Origin of the sequence: Eubacterium ruminantium, assembly GCF_900167085.1 — a bacterium.
GTDB classification, from domain to species: domain Bacteria; phylum Bacillota; class Clostridia; order Lachnospirales; family Lachnospiraceae; genus Eubacterium_Q; species Eubacterium_Q ruminantium.
Genome location: NZ_FUXA01000011.1, coordinates 67,663 through 88,230 on the forward strand (window position 1 = coordinate 67,663; position 20,568 = coordinate 88,230).

Annotated in this window: 14 protein-coding genes; 13 read left to right on the plus strand and 1 reads right to left on the minus strand. The window is 36.0% G+C overall.

Annotation, left to right across the window (positions count from 1 at the left end):
* Position 1: 1 nt before the first annotated feature.
* The 6 genes from B5D25_RS09475 (at position 2) to B5D25_RS09500 (ending at position 10,760) form a co-directional block, all read left to right on the plus strand.
* Positions 2 to 1,600 (plus strand): spermidine synthase, encoded by a 1,599-nt coding sequence (locus tag B5D25_RS09475; protein ID WP_341465079.1) that lies wholly within the window; start codon positions 2 to 4, stop codon positions 1,598 to 1,600.
* Positions 1,601 to 1,681: 81 nt separating this feature from the next.
* Positions 1,682 to 3,478, plus strand: coding sequence for an oligoendopeptidase F (gene pepF / locus B5D25_RS09480; protein ID WP_078787726.1), 1,797 nt, complete (start codon positions 1,682 to 1,684; stop codon positions 3,476 to 3,478).
* A gap of 49 nt (positions 3,479 to 3,527) precedes the next feature.
* Positions 3,528 to 6,122 (plus strand): LTA synthase family protein, encoded by a 2,595-nt coding sequence (locus B5D25_RS09485; protein ID WP_078787727.1) that lies wholly within the window; start codon positions 3,528 to 3,530, stop codon positions 6,120 to 6,122.
* 65 nt (positions 6,123 to 6,187) lie between these two features.
* Positions 6,188 to 8,017 carry a translational GTPase TypA gene (typA, locus tag B5D25_RS09490; protein WP_078787728.1) on the plus strand — a complete coding sequence of 610 codons (1,830 nt, stop codon included), beginning with the start codon at positions 6,188 to 6,190 and terminating at the stop codon, positions 8,015 to 8,017.
* 105 nt (positions 8,018 to 8,122) lie between these two features.
* Positions 8,123 to 9,592, plus strand: coding sequence for a nicotinate phosphoribosyltransferase (locus tag B5D25_RS09495; protein ID WP_078787729.1), 1,470 nt, complete (start codon positions 8,123 to 8,125; stop codon positions 9,590 to 9,592).
* A 229-nt stretch (positions 9,593 to 9,821) separates the two neighbouring features.
* Positions 9,822 to 10,760 carry an FHA domain-containing protein gene (locus tag B5D25_RS09500; RefSeq protein ID WP_078787730.1) on the plus strand — a complete coding sequence of 313 codons (939 nt, stop codon included), beginning with the start codon at positions 9,822 to 9,824 and terminating at the stop codon, positions 10,758 to 10,760.
* Between the two features lie 134 nt (positions 10,761 to 10,894).
* Here B5D25_RS09500 and B5D25_RS09505 read toward each other — a convergent pair whose 3' ends face one another.
* Positions 10,895 to 11,965, minus strand: coding sequence for a transglutaminase domain-containing protein (locus B5D25_RS09505; protein ID WP_078787731.1), 1,071 nt, complete (start codon positions 11,963 to 11,965; stop codon positions 10,895 to 10,897).
* A gap of 484 nt (positions 11,966 to 12,449) precedes the next feature.
* Between B5D25_RS09505 and B5D25_RS09510 the strand changes: the two genes are divergently transcribed.
* The 7 genes from B5D25_RS09510 (at position 12,450) to htpG (ending at position 20,485) form a co-directional block, all read left to right on the plus strand.
* Entirely contained in the window at positions 12,450 to 13,553 is a 1,104-nt protein-coding gene (locus B5D25_RS09510) for an iron-containing alcohol dehydrogenase (RefSeq protein WP_078787732.1), read from the plus strand.
* A 104-nt stretch (positions 13,554 to 13,657) separates the two neighbouring features.
* Positions 13,658 to 15,040 carry an argininosuccinate lyase gene (gene argH, locus B5D25_RS09515; protein WP_078787733.1) on the plus strand — a complete coding sequence of 461 codons (1,383 nt, stop codon included), beginning with the start codon at positions 13,658 to 13,660 and terminating at the stop codon, positions 15,038 to 15,040.
* Between the two features lie 24 nt (positions 15,041 to 15,064).
* Positions 15,065 to 15,310 carry a hypothetical protein gene (locus tag B5D25_RS09520; RefSeq protein ID WP_078787734.1) on the plus strand — a complete coding sequence of 82 codons (246 nt, stop codon included), beginning with the start codon at positions 15,065 to 15,067 and terminating at the stop codon, positions 15,308 to 15,310.
* A gap of 24 nt (positions 15,311 to 15,334) precedes the next feature.
* Entirely contained in the window at positions 15,335 to 15,802 is a 468-nt protein-coding gene (locus B5D25_RS09525) for a DUF5721 family protein (protein ID WP_078787735.1), read from the plus strand.
* 1 nt (position 15,803) lies between these two features.
* The gene (locus tag B5D25_RS09530) at positions 15,804 to 16,715 is read left to right on the plus strand and encodes a DMT family transporter (RefSeq protein WP_078787774.1); all 912 of its coding nucleotides are present in this window, start codon (positions 15,804 to 15,806) and stop codon (positions 16,713 to 16,715) included.
* A 188-nt stretch (positions 16,716 to 16,903) separates the two neighbouring features.
* Positions 16,904 to 18,325 (plus strand): amidophosphoribosyltransferase, encoded by a 1,422-nt coding sequence (locus tag B5D25_RS09535; protein WP_078787736.1) that lies wholly within the window; start codon positions 16,904 to 16,906, stop codon positions 18,323 to 18,325.
* 120 nt (positions 18,326 to 18,445) lie between these two features.
* Entirely contained in the window at positions 18,446 to 20,485 is a 2,040-nt protein-coding gene (gene htpG, locus B5D25_RS09540; protein ID WP_078787737.1) for a molecular chaperone HtpG, read from the plus strand.
* Positions 20,486 to 20,568 lie beyond the last annotated feature (83 nt).

Genomic DNA, 20,568 nt, shown 5'->3' on the forward strand with positions numbered 1-20,568 from the left:
AGTGAAAGAAAAACTATTACAAAACAGATTATATTTATACATGACGGAATTTTTTGCGGGTATGGCTGTTATGGCCGTTGAACTCGGTGCCAGCAGACTTCTCGCACCTTATTTTTCTTCTTCACAGATCGTATGGACCATCATTATCGGAACTATCATGATAGCGATGGCTCTCGGAAATATTTACGGCGGACGAAGCGCGGATAAGGATCCGAATCCTGATAAGTTATATAAAAGACTGATCATAGCAGCTGTATGGATCGCAGCAATACCTGTTCTTGGTAAATATATAATACTTATGGTTTCGGGACTGATGATCGTTGCGGTAAACAATAATTTCCTTATAATAGCCGCTTTTACATCATGTATGCTGATCTTTGTATTTCCACTTTTCTTGCTTGGAACAGTAACTCCTTCTCTTGTGAAATATACAGTTGATAATCTTGAGAAAAACGGAAGAGTTGTGGGAAACCTCGGTGCAGCAAATACAATCGGAAGCATCATCGGAACATTTCTTCCTACATTCGTAACTATTCCGGCTGTCGGAACCAGCATGACATTTCTTATTTTCTCAGGAATAATACTTATACTCGGCGTTGTATATTTTATAAATGCCAAGAGAAAATATGTGGCAGTTGCTGCATCAATCATTTTATTTATCGTATGTATTATTTTTGGAAACAGTGACAGCTTCGCATTTTGGGACACAGGACTTAGATTCGAGGGTGAATCTATTTATAACTATCTTCAGGTTAAAGAAGATGATAGAAGTATAATCCTTTCAACAAATGTTCTTTTCGGCGTTCAGTCCATCACTATAAAGGATGGAAGCCTTTCCGGAATGTATTATGATTATGCTATGGCGGCGCCTCTTATGGCAGGAATTGACCGTGATAAAGGAGGAGAACTTCTGATCCTCGGAATGGGTACGGGAACATATGCGAGAGAGGTTCTGAAGTATTACAATAATATAAATGTTGAAGGCGTAGAGATTGATGAAGATATAACATATCTCGCCAGAAAATATTTTGATGAACCTAGAGAGGCGAAGGTTACAACATATGATGGCCGAGCTTATCTTCAGGCGGTTGATAAGAAATATGATGTAATCATGGTTGATGCATATCAGGATATAACGATTCCTTTTCAGATGTCTTCGGTGGAATTTTTCAAACTTGTGAAAAAGCATCTTAATGAAAATGGAGTTATGGTTGTTAATCTTAATATGCATTCCGATCGTGAAGACAGTATCTCACAGTATCTTTGCGACACCATAAGCAGTGTATTTCCATATACTTCCATAGTTGATGTGGATGGATATACCAACAGAGTGCTTTTTGCATCAATGAATCCGGGTGTGGTTAACAGTGTTGCAGAAGAGTCTTACAGTGATTTCGATGATGACTTCCGTGAACTTATGTATATGGTTTCCGGAAAGATAAAAATGTATGAAGCAGGAAATAAAATCCTGACTGACGATAAGGCTCCTGTTGAATTACTTGGAATGAATGAGATTGATAGTCAGATCAAAGATGAACTGTCTTATTATAAAGAGATATATAAGAAGAAGGGCTTAAAAGGTCTTCTTGAAGAATTCTAAAATGTGAAGTATATGGTTGTTTTTAGTGAATAATATAGTTGATCATATAGAAAAATATATTAGTATAAGGTGGATATAATAATGGACAATAAAATTCCAAAGAGAAATGAAGTGCCGGAAGAATTAACATGGAATCTTTCGGATATTTACAAAACAAATGAAGATTGGGAAAATGATTACGAATCTGCAAAAAAAGAAGCAGATGAATTACAAGTTGCAGAAGGAAAGTTCGCTCTTACTGCCGACAGCCTTTATGATTTTCTGAAGGGTTATGAGTCATGCATCAGTAAGATCTATAAATTATATGGATATGCTGAAATGAAGCGTGATCAGGATACGGCTGATGCGGAGAATCAAAAGCTTTACGCGAGAGCTCAGTCGCTTGATGTATTTATAAGTGAAAAGCTTTCGTTTGTAGAGCCTGAAATTCTTAATCTTGAAGAAGGAAAGATTGAAGACTATTATAAGCAGAATGAAAAACTCAAATATTTCAAATGCCTTCTTGATGAGATAATCAGAACAAAAGAGCATACATTAAGTAAGGAAATGGAAATGCTTCTTGCTTCTGCCGGAGATATGGCTGAGTCTATGCAGAATGCATTTTCAAGTCTTGCATATGCAGATCTTAAGTTCCCTGATACACATGATGAAAAGGGCAATGTGATCCAGCTGACCAATGGCAGATTTGTTCCTCTTCAGATGTCAGAAAACAGAGAAGTGAGAAAAGAGGCATTTGAAAAATTCTATGAGAGATATAAGAGCTTTGCAAATACCTGGGCATCTCTCTATGACGGACAGGTTAAAAAGCAGATTTTTTATGCTAAGGCCAGAAAATATAAGAGCAGTTACGAAGCGGCAGTGGATAGAAATAACGTTTCAACAACTGTATGTGACAATCTTATAAACTGCGTAAATAAGAATCTTGATAAGATGCATAAATATGTGAAGCTCAGAAAGAAACTTCTTGGATATGATGAACTTCATATGTATGATGTTTATGCTTCTATGGTTAGTGATTATAAATGTAAAGTAAGTTTTGAAGAAGCAAAGGCTATTTCGCTTGAGGCACTGAAACCTTTGGGTGATGATTATATAAAAGTGCTTAAAGAGGCTTATGATAACAGATGGATAGATGTGGTTGAAAATGAAGGAAAGCGCGGTGGCGCATATTCTTCCGGAGTTTACGGAGTTCATCCTTATGTACTTCTTAACTGGAGCGATACTCTTGATGATGTATTTACTCTTGTGCATGAGATGGGACATTCGATGCATACATATTATTCAAATAAAGCCCAGAGCTTCTTTGATTCGAATTATAAGATATTTGTAGCTGAAGTTGCTTCTACTACAAATGAAGTACTTTTACTTAAGTATCTTCTTGATAAGGCTACAAGTGATAAGGAAAGAGCATATCTTATCAATCATTTCCTTGAAAGCTTCAAGGGTACATTGTATAGACAGACAATGTTTGCGGAATTCGAGAAAGAAAGTAACAAAATGGCAGAAGAGGGAACACCTCTTACAGCTGATACACTTTCAGGTTTATACATGAATCTTAACAAGAAATACTTCGGAGAGGAAATGATATCCGATCCGCTTATTGCATATGAGTGGTGCAGAATACCTCATTTCTATTACAATTTTTATGTATATCAGTATGCAACAAGTTTCTCTGCTTCGGTAGCTATTGCTGATCGTATACTTAAGGAAGGTCAGAAGATAGTTGATGATTATAAGAGATTTCTTAGAAGCGGATGTACAAGTGATCCTGTAAGTCTTCTGAAGATTGCCGGAGTTGACCTTTCTACTGAAACACCGGTACAGGAAGCGCTTAATGTATTTGAAGAATATATAGAATTATTATTTGTTGAAAAATAAAACGATTTTGTTATAATGTCGATATGCTTATTGGAAGAAGGGGTATTGCATGAGCAAGAAAAAGCATGACAACAACAGAATAACAGCAAAACCTAATGTAGATTCAATAGATAAAAATATCTATGAAAGAATAGGTGAGGAAGTTTTTTCTGAAGATATTTATCAGGTTTCCGGAGATGATATTTTGAATTATAGTCCTTTGGTTGAAACAGCGACTTTGAAGGTTAAGTCTGATGCAAAATCAAAAGGAAAGAAATTCGGGAAAGCTGATCAAAAAGGTAAAAAGTCGGATAAGAGACAGTCGGAAGAAGAATCGGGCAAAAAAGACTCGGATGAAAAAAGATCTGATGACGAGAAGTCAGATGAAGAAGATTTGGAAGTTAAGAGTTCAGAGGAAAATCAGTGTGAGGAAGATTTTACTGATAACTTAAAAGAAATAGACTCGGACGAAAAAAAAACTGATAAAGAAAAGTCAGATGAAAAAGATTCAGATCAAAAAGATTCCGGTGAAGATGTCGATGACGAAGACGACGAAGACGACGATGATGACAATTACGACGACGATGATGACGATGAAATAAAAAAGAAAAAACGTAAAAAGAAAAAGAAGAAATATGGACCGGGTCCTGTAAAGAAAAAAATACAGCGTCTTTATGAGGCGAAGAATTATAAGTGGATAGTTGCCTGCTTTATCATAGCCTTTTTTGAAGATGTTATACTCGAGATCCTTGGAAGAAGATCATTTGCGAATGCATTTAAATTTATGTTCAATTCGCCATTGGTATTCTTTATTAACATACTTATTATATTCGGAACGCTTCTTCTTGGACTTTTATTTAGAAAAAGATTATTCTTTGTATTCCTGGGTGGATTCCTATGGTTTGTCATGGGATTCATAAACTTTATGGTCCTGGGATTCAGGATAACGCCTTTTTCAGCCATAGACTTCCTCATGGCAGTGGATGTCATGAGTATGATGGATATTTATTTCAATAAACTACAGCAAATACTCATCTTTATGGGTATAGGAGCAGTGATATTCCTTGTGGTTTTATTCTTCAGGTGGACACCTAAGGTTAAGGGTAAGCTTAAGAGACTTCTTAACTTTTCGGTATGTGCCGGGGTGTTCCTGCTTTCATATGTACTTATAAATATTGCGACTGAGGCGGGAATGATTTCCGATGATTTCTCAAATCTTGGAAATGCATATAAAGAATATGGATTTGTTTACTGCTTCTCCAACAGTATTATTGATGTCGGAGTAAGTAAACCTAGTGATTATTCAGATGAAACAGTTAAAGAGATATTCTATGAGACAGATAAATCATACAAAGAATATCTTGAGAAAAGAGGAGAGAAGAAGACTCCTAATATTATAATTGTTCAGCTGGAGTCATTTATTGATATTGACAGAATAGCCGGTATTCATACAGATAAGGATGCTGTGCCGAATACCAATGCATATATGGAAAAATATCAGTCCGGTTATCTGACTGTTCCATCTATCGGCGCCGGTACTGCAAATGTTGAATGCGAAGTTCTTACAGGAATGAAGACAGGACTTTTTGGAGCAGGCGAATATCCTTACAAGACGGTACTTACCAATACTCCTTGTGAAAGTCTTGCACAGATTCTTAAGAGACAGGGCTATACAACTTTTGCAATGCACAATAATAAAGCTGTTTTCTATAGTAGAAATGAAGTTTATAATCAGCTTGGATTTGATTATTTCGATTCACAGGAATTCATGGAAAAGCTCACATATACCAGTACAGGATGGGCTAAGGATGAATATCTTGTAAATGAGATAGAAAAGTGCCTTAATTCTACCGATTCTGACGATGATTTTGTTCATTGTATATCGGTTCAGGGTCATGGTAAGTATCCGGAAGACGGTTATAATTGTACGAGACATATTACAGTTACAAGAGATGACGGTGATCCGGTTCTTACAAACCAGTATGGATATTTTGTTAATCAGTGTTATGAAATGGATGCTATGCTGGCAGATCTTAAGAAGATGCTGGATGATCGAGGAGAGGATTATGTCCTTTTCGTTTATGGTGATCACCTTCCAAGTATTCCTTTTGAGATGGAAGATGTTATAAAAGGAAATGAATTCCAGACAGAATACATTCTTATCAATAATATGGGAATCAAGTTTCCTAAAGATGATATAGCTACATATGAATTTTCGGATTACCTTCTTTCAGCTCTTAATCTTGATAAGGGAATATTCCAGAGAATTCACAGCGAATATGAATGGGATTCTGAGATTTATACAGAAGCACTTCATACAATTCAATATGATATGTTGTACGGTGACAGATATATTTATATGATGATGCCTCAATATTCAGCTGCAGGAATGATGATGGGATTAAATCCTATTTATGTAAATGAAGTTACCCTTGATTCAAATCAGATTGTTGTTAAGGGATCTAATTTCACAGAATTTTCGACGGTGGTTTTAAATGATGAAAGACTAGTTACAACTTATGTTGACAGTAATACAATCATTGTTGCCAATGATGAATTCGAAGAAATTAAGGCCGGCGACAGAGTAGTCGTAGAGCAGATTGATAAAGATAAACATAAACTCGGAGAATCTGTAAATGCAGTAATATATAATCCGGGGTATTAAAATCAATTTATTTGTGATATTATATATCACCGGTAGATTAAGAATATAGAATAAAGGATAAAAAAATGAAAAGAGAAGACATTAGAAACATAGCGATAATTGCCCATGTAGACCATGGAAAAACCACACTCGTTGATGAATTACTTAAGCAGAGCGGTGTATTCCGTGACAATCAGGAAGTTGCTGAACGTGTAATGGACTCAAATGATATCGAGCGTGAAAGAGGCATAACAATCTTATCAAAGAATACAGCTGTTATGTACAATGATATCAAGATCAATATCATTGACACACCGGGCCATGCGGATTTCGGTGGAGAAGTTGAACGTGTTCTTAAAATGGTTGACGGAGTTATTCTCGTTGTTGATGCGTTTGAAGGACCAATGCCACAGACAAGATTCGTTCTTCAGAAAGCGCTTTCGCTTAATCTTTCGGTTATAGTATGCGTAAATAAAATTGATAGACCTGATGCAAGACCGGCAGCAGTTGAAGAAGAAGTATTAGAGCTTCTTATGGATCTTGATGCTACAGAAGAACAGCTTGACTGTCCATTTGTATATGCTTCTGCAAGAGAAGGTATTGCATCATATTCTGCTGATGAACCTGGAACAGACATGAAGCCTCTTTTTGAGACTATCATCAGTCATATTCCTGCACCTGAAGGAGATCCGGATGATGGACTTCAGATTCTCATCAGTACTATAGATTATAATGAATATGTTGGACGTATCGGTGTTGGTAAGATCGATAATGGTACAATTAAACTTAACCAGGATGCTATTCTTGTAAACCATCATGAACCGGGAAAGCAGATTAAGGTTAAGATTGGTAAGTTATATGAATATGACGGACTTAACAGAGTAGATGTTGACAGTGCTACTGTAGGTTCTATCGTAGCTATTTCAGGTATTGCAGATCTTAAGATCGGTGATACTATCTGTTCTGTTGATAAGCCAAATGCTATTCCTTTCCAGAAGATTACAGAGCCGACTATTTCCATGGATTTCATGGTAAATGATTCGCCGCTTGCCGGTAAGGAAGGTAAGTTCGTTACTTCAAGACAGATCAGAGAGCGTCTTTTCAGAGAACTTAATACTGACGTAGGACTTCGTGTAGAAGAGACAGATTCTACAGACTGCTTCAAGGTTTCGGGACGTGGAGAACTTCATCTTTCGGTTCTTGTTGAAAATATGCGTCGTGAAGGATACGAATTTGCAGTAAGTAAAGCTGAAGTTATTTATAAATATGATGAATCAAATAAAAAGCTTGAGCCGTTTGAAATAGCAGTTATTGATGTTCCTGATGATTTCTCAGGAAGTATCATTAATATGCTCAGCTTACGTAAGGGTGAACTTATAGCTATGGCTCCGGGAGAAAATGGATTTACAAGACTTGAGTTCAGAATTCCTTCAAGAGGTCTTATCGGATTCAGAGGAGATTTCCTTACAGCAACTAAGGGTACAGGTATTATCAATACTGTATTTGATGGATATGATAACTATAAGGGTGATATGAGTTACCGTGCAAATGGTTCCCTCATTGCTTTCGAAGCAGGAACATCTATTACATATGGTCTTTTCAATGCTCAGGAAAGAGGAACACTTTTCATCGGACCTGGTGTTGATGTTTATGCCGGAATGGTTGTTGGTGAAACAGGTAGAGCTGAAGATATCGAAGTAAATGTATGTAAAACAAAGCATCTTACAAATACAAGATCTTCAGGTGCTGATGATGCTCTTAAGCTTGTTCCTCCAAGAATTCTTTCTCTTGAGCAGTCACTTGACTTTATCGATACAGATGAGCTTCTTGAGATAACACCTAAGTCACTTAGAATCAGAAAGAAGATTCTTGATTCAAGACTTAGAATGAGAGCTTCTAGAAATAATAATCAGTAATTATTTAGGTGGGATATTTTATGTCTCGTTTTTGAGATATAAAATGTCTCACCTTATTTTGAATATGGGAATAATTTGTTATGTTCGATTGAAGGGGAGGATATAATGAGAAATCTTACAATGCTTATGGACTTTTACGAGCTCACTATGGCAAACGGGTATTTTGTAAAAGGCTATAAAGATACATGGGCTGTTTTCGATATGTTTTACAGAAAGAATCCTGATAATGGCGGGTATGTGATCTGTGCAGGTCTTGAACAGCTTATTGAATATGTTCAAAATATGCACTTTTCGGAAGATGATATTAAATATCTTGAGAGTAAGAAAATATTTGATAAGGGCTTTCTGGATTATCTTCGGGATTTCCATTTTACAGGAACTATAGAAGCTGTTCCTGAAGGAACGGTTGTTTATCCGAACACACCTCTTGTGACTGTAACTGCACCTGTGATCGAAGCACAGCTAATGGAGACTATGCTTCTTATATGTATTAATTTCCAGTCGCTTATAGCCACAAAGGCAAGCAGAATCTGCCTAGCAGCCGGAGATAATGTGATAATGGAATTCGGAGCAAGAAGAGCCCAGGGACCGGATGCTGCAATTTACGGAGCAAGGGCGTGTTATATCGGTGGAGTAAATGCTACAGCAACAGCTATTGCGGACATAAATTACGGTGTGCCTGCAATAGGTACAATGGCTCACAGCTGGATTCAGTTCTTTCCGTCTGAATATGAATCATTTAAAGCTTACGCTGAGGTTTTCCCGGATACGTGCACACTTCTTATCGACACATATGATATTCTGAATAGCGGACTTCCGAATGCTATAAGGGTTGCCCACGAGGTTCTTGAGCCTATGGGTAAGAGACTGAAAGGGGTTCGCATAGATAGCGGTGACCTTGCTTATTTTTCAAAAAAGATAAGGAAAAAGCTGGATGAAGAAGGGCTTTCGGACTGTAAAATTGTTGTATCAAATTCTGTAGATGAATATCTTATTGATTCTTTGAACAGACAGGGCGCGAAGATCAATTCTTACGGAGTGGGTGAGAGAATGATCACCTCAAAATCAGATCCTGTTTTCGGTGGGGTTTATAAGCTTGCTGCAGTAGAAGATACAACCGGCTCAGTAAATGGAGATGAAAAGTTATTTATTCCAAAGATAAAGATATCGGAAAATGTTGAGAAGATAACTAATCCGGGAAAGAAAAAACTTTGGAGGATATACAGTAAAGAAACAGGCTACGGACTTGCCGATATGCTCACTCTTAGTGATGAAGTTATTGACGGAGACGGCGTAACACCATTTGTTGATGAGTCAAAACCTTGGAAGAAGATGCGTTTTAAAAATGTCATCGCAAAACCTCTTCAGGTTAAAATATTTGAAAATGGAAAGCTTGTTTATGATATTCCGAAGCTTGAAGAAATACGAGAACTGGTTAAATATCAGCTTGAAAATACTGTATGGCAGGAGGAGCAGAGATTTGCAAATCCACATGCTCATTATCTTGATCTTTCTGAGAAATTATACAAGATTAAAACAGATCTTTTATCCTTAAGCGAATCTTCTGATCAGTAGTTTATACTGATTAACATAATATTATAAAGGATTGTGACATTATCTTGATTTAGTATGTCTAAAAAAGCATAAAAAAGCTTCAAAATTTGTTGATAATTTACATAAAAAATGATAAACTTATGATGTTAGATTGTTGGGATAGATTTAACATTTTCTGCCTAATCCTACGTCTAAAATTACTACATGTGGAGTATTGGTTAGGGGGTACTTCGCAGAGGAGGGCTATATTATGGGCATGACAGAAGAAAATGCTGAAGATCAGCAGATAAGTTATGATGAATTTACACTGAATTTCAAACTTCAGGAGGATATTCCTGTTGAGCAGTTTGAGCTCAGTATGTTTAATTATGAATTTGTGGGTAATAGGACTGTTTGTAGTCTTAAAGTAGTGGATAATGTCAGGGTTTTACAGTATAAGATTCCTGCCACACTTCCGCTTGAGCAATTTTTCAGAAAACAGTTATATAAAGGAGAGTTTCTTTCAATCCTTTCCAATATATTGAATCAGTTGATGTATTTTGAAGAGAACAAAATGCCGCTCAATAAGATTCTTCTTAACGTGCATTATATGTATATTGAACTTTCAACACTTGATATTCAGCTTATATATATGCCTGTAAATAAGAAGTTCCCTGATTGCAATATCACAAAGTTTATTCAGACATTTATCAGCAAAGTAAGATATGCAAATATGGAATGCGTTGAAGCGGTAGAACAGATACTTCATTATCTGGATAGCAAGCTTATGTTTAATCTTGCTGAGTTCTATCATTTCATTCTTTCTCTTGAAGCAGAGACCATCCTTGAGGATGAGAAGGAAGAGAAGGAGAATGATACATCCGTACTTATTAAGTCTTCTAAGGAATATGAGAATCCAATTCCATATCTTGTTAGAGTTAAGACTAATGAACTTATTCCTATTCTCAAGAGAGAATTCCTTGTTGGTAAATCACCTGATGCGGATTATCAAGTTACAGACAACAGAAGGATAAGTAGAAGACATGCTATATTCACTGTTAGTAATGGTGAATGCTATGTCATCGATAATAATTCGACAAATCACACATTTGTAAATGGAAAACTTCTTCAGCCTGGAGTTGAGATCATGCTTTCAAATGATGATTACATCAGACTTGCAGATGAAGAATTTAAATATTGGGTAAGATAATCATAAATAATGGTTATAGAAAAGATAAGAGTGTAAATGATCAAATTATTTACACTCTTATCTTTTTAGTATTAAAGTATTTTGTTGTTAAAGTATTTTATTACTAAAGTATTTTTGCTTTTAAAGAATTTTTATTATTTGAATATTATAAGGATTGTTGAGTCCAGCCTGTCTATGTGAGTATAGGTAAGATTACCCCTTCCGCTGGCACTCATAAGTTCATTCAGACAACCTTTGATATCTACATCTTTTACGGCAACTTCAAGATAATTTTTTGGTGTACTCTGAAGAAGGATATTTACCGTGGTTGAAAAATCTGATTCGGTATAATAAATCGTTCCGGAAGATTTAAAATAATTTAAATCATCTGAGGAAGCTTTCTTTGAGCCGCCCTTTTGCCATACATGATCAAAAGATATTTCATCATCTGTAAGATTATAATAAGCATGAGATACGACATTCATTCCTTTAGGATCATCCCATGTTGAATCTATATGATACCAATTGCCATCAATCTCAACCAGGTTCCAGGCATGAGGTTCATTTCCGGCGCTTCCTATAATAATATCACTTTTAATTCCTGCTCCGGCAAGGAGAAGAGTTAAAGCTTCAGCATAACCGCTGCATACGGCTTCACCGTCAATAAGTGCGCCGTAAGCCCTGAATTCATTATCATTATTTGGATTTCCGGTACTGTATTCGCAGGTGTCCACAAGATAGTCATGAAGTGCAAGAACTTTCTGCTGATCGGGCATATTCTTATAAGTATATTTATTTACTATTTCCAAGACGCGCGAATAAAGTTTGTCGGCATCAGGATTATTTGCCGGTATAGGTGTTGAAGAAGTGAGCAGATTGTAGACATAGGTGGATGCATTTTGTCTAATAACGAATTTAACCTTTGTCTTTCCGGAAGATTTATAAATTTCATACGAATCTACCGAACCGCTGATGGATGGAAGATATTGGTTTATTTCGCCGAGTTTCGATTCATCTATATTTTTTATAAACATGCTCACAGAATCGGCTTTCTTCTTCTCGAGGGAAGTATTTATGATGTTGGCTGCCTCTTCGATATTTTCAGCAGTCTGTAGTTTACTTTCATCATGTTTATATTTGATGAGCTTGCCAATCTTAATCGAACAATAACCGATTAAGGCAAGGAGGATGATATATATAATTCCTTTGAATAACTTTTTGATCATAAGATTATTCCTCTTTGTAAAACCATTTTTTTAGTGGTTTCATAATACTTTTTAATTGATTTTATTATATCATATATATGCTTTTTGATGTAGAGAAAGTAATTTTATATTCATGATATGGGATTTTCGTGTTATATTGTTTTATGGAAATGCAAAAAATGCATTTTTCATATGTGCTGATTATTTTCTGTGATTACAGGATATATTCATTGTGAAAAGAACGTTTCTGTGAGTACGGATTACAGGATATATTCATTGTGAAAAGAATGTTTCAGTGAGTACGGATTATTGGATATATTCATTGTGAAAAGAATGTTTCTGTGAGTACGGATTATTGGATATATTCATTGTGAAAAGAATGTTTCTGTGAGTACGGATTATTGGATATATTCATTGTGAAAAGATTGTTTCTGTAGGATCAGGATGATTTCTGTAAATACAGGTTATTAAATATAGCTATAAAATAAATACAAAAGGAGTAAAAATGGATTTCAGTAATATTTCAAATACAAAGATTATAAAGGGGAAGGACTGTGTTATTAATTGCAGTGAGATTTTCAAAAATTACGGAAGTAAGGCGCTGATTGTTACAGGAAAGCGTTCAGCTTATATCAACGGATCTCTTAATGATGTGAAAGAAGCGCTTGATAAGGTTAATATCGAATATGCCACATTCAGTGATGTTGAAGAAAATCCTTCTGTAAATACAGTTTTAAATGGCGGTAAATTCGGTCGAGAGGAAAGATGCGATTTTGTTATCGGTATCGGTGGAGGTTCTCCTATGGATGCTGCGAAGGGAATTGCATTAAGCATCAAAAATCCGGAAATCGGCCAGAAGGAGCTTTATGATAAAACTCTTAAACTTGAAGCATTACCTGTGCTTATGATACCGACAACCTGTGGTACCGGGTCGGAAGTTACAGGAGTTGCTGTTATTTCTGTTCCTGATAAGAGAACAAAATGCAGTCTGCCTCACAGAATATTTCCGGAAGTTGCATTTCTGGATGCTAAATATCTAATGAGTGCTTCAAGAAAGATAATTGAATATACAAGTATAGATGCTCTCGGACATATTTATGAAAGTTACATCAATAAGGGTGTGACGGATGATTGTAAGAAGGTGGGTCTTGCAGGGCTTGACCTTTTTGCCGAAGTTAAAGGTGAGATATTCGGCGGAGGAGAGTATTCATTTGAAGCTCTTGATAAGATGCTTCTTTCATCAAATTATGCAGGGCTTGCGATCAAGGTTTCCGGAACTTCGGCTCCTCATGCACTCAGCTACAGACAGACATTTGAATTTGGTATTACTCACGGTAAGGCAATAGGTCATTTCCAGCCGGGATATCTTAAATATGCTGCTAAGGAAGATAGAGATATACTTATTAAGACAGCAGGATTTAAGGACTTTGATGAATTTGAAGAATTTATAGGACTTAAATGTTCATTTGATGAAGCACCTTCAGATAAGATCTTAGAGATAAAGCTTAAATCAGTGGATGAGATTATGGCTGATGAAGCAAGGATAAATAAAATTCCGTATAAGGTAGATAGAGATATCCTACTTGATATAGCAGGTATAAAGAAGTAAACGAAATAGAAGTATTTACTCTTGAATGAATATTTCACATGTTGTAGAATGATTTTCGGTATTCATATGTAAATTCATTTTATATATTTTGAAAGGATTAGATTATGGCACAGCTTTGGGGCGGAAGATTCGCCAAAGAAACAGATAAATTAGTTTATGATTTTAATGCGTCAATTACTTATGACAAAAGATTTTTAAAGCAGGATGTGAGAGGAAGTATCGCTCATGTTACTATGCTTAGTTCAGTAGATATAATTTCGAATGAAGAGAAAGATCTTATCATCAAGACTTTAAATGAGATAGTTGAGGATGTTGAAGCTGGAAAGCTTGAGATTACAACAAAGTATGAAGATGTACATAGCTTTGTTGAAGCAAATCTTATCGACAGAATCGGTGATACCGGTAAGAAACTTCATACTGGAAGAAGTAGAAATGACCAGGTAGCTCTTGATATGAGACTTTATATCAGAGATGAGATAAATGAGATCAAGGGTGACATCAAGACTCTTATGCAGGAACTTCTTGTTCTTATGAAAGATAATCTTGATACAGTTATGCCTGGATTTACTCATATGCAGAAGGCTCAGCCTGTAACATTTGCTCATCATATCGGAGCTTATTTCGAGATGTTCAAAAGAGATTTTGAAAGACTCACAGATATATATGAAAGAATGAATTATTGTCCTCTTGGATCGGGCGCGTTGGCAGGAACAACATATCCACTTGACAGAGAGCTTACAGCAAGACTTCTCGGCTTCAAGGGACCAACTCTTAACAGTATGGATTCTGTATCTGACAGAGATTATATAATTGAACTTTTATCAGCTCTTTCTGTTATTATGATGCACCTTTCAAGATTTTCTGAGGAGATTATCACATGGAATTCAAATGAGTATCAGTTCATTGAGCTTGATGATGGTTATTCAACAGGAAGTTCTATCATGCCTCAGAAGAAGAATCCTGATATTGCTGAACTTGTTAGAGGAAAGACAGGTCGTGTTTACGGTGCGCTTACAACAATGCTCACTGTTATGAAGGGGATTCCTCTTGCATACAATAAGGATATTCAGGAAGATAAAGAGATGACATTTGATGCCATTGATACAGTTAAGAATTGCATCACTCTTTTCACAGGCATGATCTCAACAATGAGAATCAATAGACCAAGAATGAAAGACAGTGCTGCAGGTGGATTTACAAATGCTACAGATGCTGCAGATTATCTTGTTAATCACGGTGTTGCATTCAGAGACGCTCATGGTATCATTGGTAGACTTGTGCTTAGATGTATTGAGCTTGGTGTAAGTCTTGATGAACTTTCACTTGAAGAGTATAAGAATATCAGTCCTGTATTTGAGGAAGATATTTATAAAGCTATAAGCATCGAAGAGTGTGTAAGCAAGAGAAATACTATCGGTGCACCGGGACCTGAAAGTATGAAAGATGTTATCAGCAAAAATGAAACATATTTAAATAATATGAATTAATAAAGTTCGACGAGGTGATGTATTATGAATAATACAACAAAGCAAAAATATGAACTTGCAGAGAGAATGCTTAAAGGCAAGATTCCTGCAGAAGAAGTTCAGTTGATGACAGGACTTGATTTAGAAGTTATAAAGAAACTTGAAGAAGATATAGCGCCGATGGTAAGAGACGCTAAGATCCTTCAGGGGCTTGATAATAAGGACCTTAATATAGGTGAAATCTTATATGATAACAACGGTACAGATGAGGATGCCGATAAAGATTACTAAGATTAATTATTTGAGAGAGATATTATGATATCCGAAAATATTGAAAATGTTAAAGGGCTTGTTTCAAGACTGTTGTCAGATGAGATATTTGCAAATATGCTCTTATACAGTTTGGAAGTAAAAAATGCATATTTAACTGAAGTGAGCGGTAAGATGAATAAAGAATTTTTTGATTCATCCGAGGAGGCCGGCGCGGAAGAATACATCAGATGGAGCGATATCCGAGAACTGTTTTTTCAAAGTATAAAGGGTAGCAGACTCCCTCTCAAATTCAAGATTGTTCTTCTGGCCGATTCACTTCTTATAGAAAAGATAGGTGAGGCGGCAGAGATTCAAAATGCTTCGGGAAATATAGCATCTCTCGGTGTGAATATTTATTATGACAGAAATGGACTCAGTATAACCAGCGGAACATCTCTTAAACTCTTTACTATGGACAAGAGTGTAGAGAAATGCTGGGATGAATGGGTCAGGAAGAATATAGTTGGATAAAATGAATTCTGAAGATATAAATCAACAACTTAAAGATAAAAAGAATAAAAAGGTCAGTGGACAGACTAAGGGGATAATCTACATTTTGTTCGCTGCCTTTTTCTTTTCAATAATGTCACTTATGGTCAGGCTTTCCGGTAATCTTCCGACGATGCAGAAAGCATTTTTCAGGAATTTTATTGCAGCAGTATTTTCATCGATGCTTTTACTTAGGACACCTGAGAAATTCAAGATTAAGAAAACAAGCTGGAAGTCACTTTTCTTAAGGGCGGGTTTTGGAACTGCCGGTCTTATAGCAAACTTTTGGGCAATTGACCATCTTGGAATTGCGGATTCAAATATGCTGAATAAAATGTCGCCATTTTTTGCAATCATTTTATCTATATTTATTCTTAAAGAAGTTCCGAAAAAATTTGAAGTGATATCGGTAATCATAGCTTTTATAGGTGCGGCTCTTATCATAAAACCGACAAAAGGAATCGCGAGCCTTCCGGCGCTGGTTGGTTTGTTTGGCGGATTTGGTGCGGGTACAGCATATACTTTCGTTAGAAAACTTGGTAAAGAAGGAGAGAGAGGAAGCGTTATAGTAATGTTTTTCTCTGTCTTTTCAACCATAGTATGTTTACCTTGGCTTATATTAAATTATCATCCAATGAGTTTAAAGCAGGTGATATTTTTATTAGTAGCAGGAAGTTGTGCTTGTATAGCACAGATGTGCATAACATCAGCTTATACTCATGCGCCTGCAAAGGTTATTTCCGTATATGATTACACGCAGGTTATATTTGCAACCATGTGGGGGCTTATATGCTTTGGAGAAGTTCCGGATATACTGAGTATATTCGGCTATGTGATCATCATAGGAATAGCATTATTTAAATGGTTTGTTTCCAATAAGGAAACTGCAAAATGATAAAATAATGATACAATATGCAGATTGCACTAGAATATTGTCATGACAGCTGTATATTCGTTGATTTATACAAAATTGAAAAAAAGTATGGAACATTTCATGAAATTAAAGTACAATATACGTGCTAAAAATGGATAAATGTTTCATTTTCACAGAGAAATTTTATAATCAAAAGAGGAGTTAATAAAATGGGCGGATTTTTTGCGGCAGCATCAAAAGAAGATTGTGTATTTGATCTTTTCTTTGGTACAGATTATCATTCACACCTTGGTACAAGACGTGCAGGAATGGTTGTATACGGCAAGGACGGATTCAACAGATCTATCCATAATATCGAAAACTCACCATTTCGTACTAAATTCGAGAAAGAGATAAATTCAATGAGTGGTCAGATGGGAATCGGATGTATATCAGATTATGAACCACAGCCTCTTATTGTAAGATCACATCACGGAACATATTCAATCACAACAGTTGGAAAGATCAACAATGTTGATGAGATTGTTCAGAATATATTCTCTAAAGGAAAAACCCATTTCTTAGAAATGAGCGGCGGTGATATAAATGCAACCGAGCTCGTAGCCGCAATAATCAATCAGAAAGATAATATAGTAGAAGGTATCCAGTATGCACAGGAACTTATTGACGGTTCTATGTCTATCATGCTTCTTACACCAAAGGGAATCTATGTTGCAAGAGACAAGATGGGTAGAACACCTATCATCCTTGGTCAGAAGGAAGACGGATACTGTGCAACATTTGAATCATTTGCATATCTTAATCTTGGATATAAGGATTATAAGGAACTTGGTCCCGGTGAGATAGATGTTATCACACCTGAAGGAGTAAGAGTTCTTGCTAAACCTGGAGAGGATATGAGAATTTGTACATTCCTCTGGGTTTATTATGGATATCCTTCATCAACATACGAAGGTGTAAATGTTGAGAAGATGCGTTATGACTGCGGTAAGCTTATTGCTAAGAGAGATATGGAAAGCGGAAGAGATACAGGTGTTGATATCGTAGCTGCCATTCCTGATTCAGGTACAGCCCATGCTGTTGGTTATGCAAATGAATCCGGAATTCCTTTCTCAAGACCATTTGTAAAATATACTCCTACATGGCCAAGAAGCTTTATGCCTACAGTTCAGTCTAAGAGAAATCTTATCGCTAAGATGAAGCTCATTCCTATTCATGAACTTATTGAAGATCAGAGCCTTCTTCTTATTGATGATTCTATAGTTAGAGGAACTCAGTTAGGAGAAACAACACAGTTCTTATATGAAAGCGGAGCTAAGGAAGTTCATATAAGACCGGCTTGTCCACCGCTTCTCTTTGGATGTAAATATATCAACTTCTCAAGATCTAACTCTGAGATGGAACTTATCGCAAGAAGAGTTATCTGTGAGGAAGAAGGGGACAATGTTGAAAGAACAGTCCTTGATGATTATGCTAATCCGGATTCAGACAGATATCATCTTATGCTTGATAAGATTCGTGAAAAGCTCAACTTTACATCACTTGCATTTAACAGACTTGATGATATGATCGAAGCCGTAGGTATCGATAAGAGTAAGCTTTGTACATATTGCTGGGACGGAAGAGAATAAGATTTTTAGATTTGACATAATAAATCATATAGTGTATAACATTATTAGCACTCAGGTATTTTGAGTGCTAATAATTTTATTTTACAACAAAAAATCATCAGAAAAGAGGTTGGATCTATTATGGCTAATAAGCAGGGCAGCTTAACAATTAACAGCGAAAATATTTTCCCTATAATAAAGAAATGGTTATATTCTGACCATGACATTTTTATAAGAGAACTTATATCAAATGGTGTTGATGCCATAACTAAGCTTAAAAGATTATCTTCAATGGGTGAAGCTGATGTTGATACAAGCGATGGTTATAAAGTTATAGTTTATGCGAGTGCTGCAGATAAAACTCTTACATTTATAGATAACGGAATCGGTATGACTGAAGAAGAGGTTGATAAGTATATTAACCAGATTGCTTTTTCGGGAGCTACTGATTTCCTTGAGAAGTATAAAGATAAAGATCAGAATGATCAGATCATCGGTCATTTCGGTCTCGGTTTCTATTCTGCATTCATGGTAAGTGATAAGGTTACTATTGAAACTCTTTCATATAAAGAAGGAGCAAAGCCTGTTTACTGGGAATGCGACGGTGGAACTACTTTCAGCATGAAAGAAGGAGACAAGAGCAGCAGAGGTACAAAGATTACTTTATACCTTTCTGAGGATAGTCTCGAGTTTGCAAATGAATACAGAGTTCGTGAGATCATCAATAAGTATTGCTCATTCATGCCTGTTGAAATCTACTTTGTTAATGTAGATGAAGAGAAGAAAAAGGCAGCTGAAAAGGCTAAGAAAGAAGCTGAGAAAGCAGCTAAAAAGGCTGAGAAGGAAGCTTCTAAGAAGGCAGCCAGGAAGAAGGAAGAAGATGATTTCTTAGGCGGTTCTTCAAAAGATGATAAAAAAGATGAAGTTGAAGATGCTGAATTTGAAGAGATAGAGGATGAAAAGGAAGAAGAAGAGAAACCACCGGTTCCTCTTAATGATACAAATCCTCTTTGGGTAAGAATGCCTTCAGATTGTAAGGATGAGGATTATAAAGACTTTTATCAGAAAGTATTTCTTGATTTCAAGGAGCCTCTTTTCTGGATCCACCTCAATATGGATTATCCATTTAACCTTAAGGGAATTCTTTATTTCCCACGAATCAATCCAACTGTAGATCAGTTAGACGGAAAGGTTAAGTTATACAATAATCAGGTATTCGTAGCAGATAATATTAAAGAAGTAATCCCTGAGTTCCTTCTTACATTAAAGGGTATCATTGATTGTCCTGATCTTCCTCTTAATGTATCAAGAAGCGCGCTTCAGAATGATGGATTTGTTAAGAAGATTTCTGATTATATAACAAAGAAAGTTGCCGATAAACTTATCGAGATGTACAAGAAGGATAAGGAGAAGTATGAAAGCCTTTGGGAAGATATATCTCCATTTATCAAGTTCGGTGCATTAAAGGATGATAAGTTTCAGGAGAAGATGAAGAATTATATGATCTTCAAGAATATTGAAGGTAAATATATCACACTTCCGGAGTATCTTGAGGCAGCTAAAGAGAAGCATGAGAATAAAGTATTCTATATAACTGACGAACGTGAGCAAGCTCAGTATATTGAGATGTTTAAGTCAGCAGGTACAGATGCTATTTATCTTACACACAATATCGATAATCCATATATTACTAATATGGAAGTTAAGAATGAAGGCGTTAAATTCATGAGAATTGATGCTGATGTTAATGCCGGTATTGTCGGAGAGTCTCTTGATGAGGAAACTGTTAAGGGATATACAGAGAAATTAACAGAGAGTTTCAAGAAAGCGCTTAATGTTGAGAAGATCACTATCAAGGTTGAAAATCTTAAAGATGAGAATATTTCATCTATGCTTACTCAGTCTGAGGAGCAGAGACGTATGGCTGAGATGATGAAGGCATACAGCTTTGGTAATGGTAATAATCCATTCGGTGATACTAAGTCAGGTGAGACACTTGTACTTAATGCAAATAACAAACTTGTTAAATATGTTCTCGATAATCCTGAAGGAGAGAATACAGAGACAGTTTGCTGCCAGCTTTATGATCTTGCTGTATTGGCAAACAGACCTCTTGATGCAAAAGAACTTACAGAATTTGTAGCAAGAAGTAACAAGATTCTCGGTATGATCGTTGAATAAGTTTATGAGATAAGATAATAACCCGAAAGTCATGAAATATTCATAGCTTTCGGGTTATTTTATTTGACAGAACTCTTAGATAA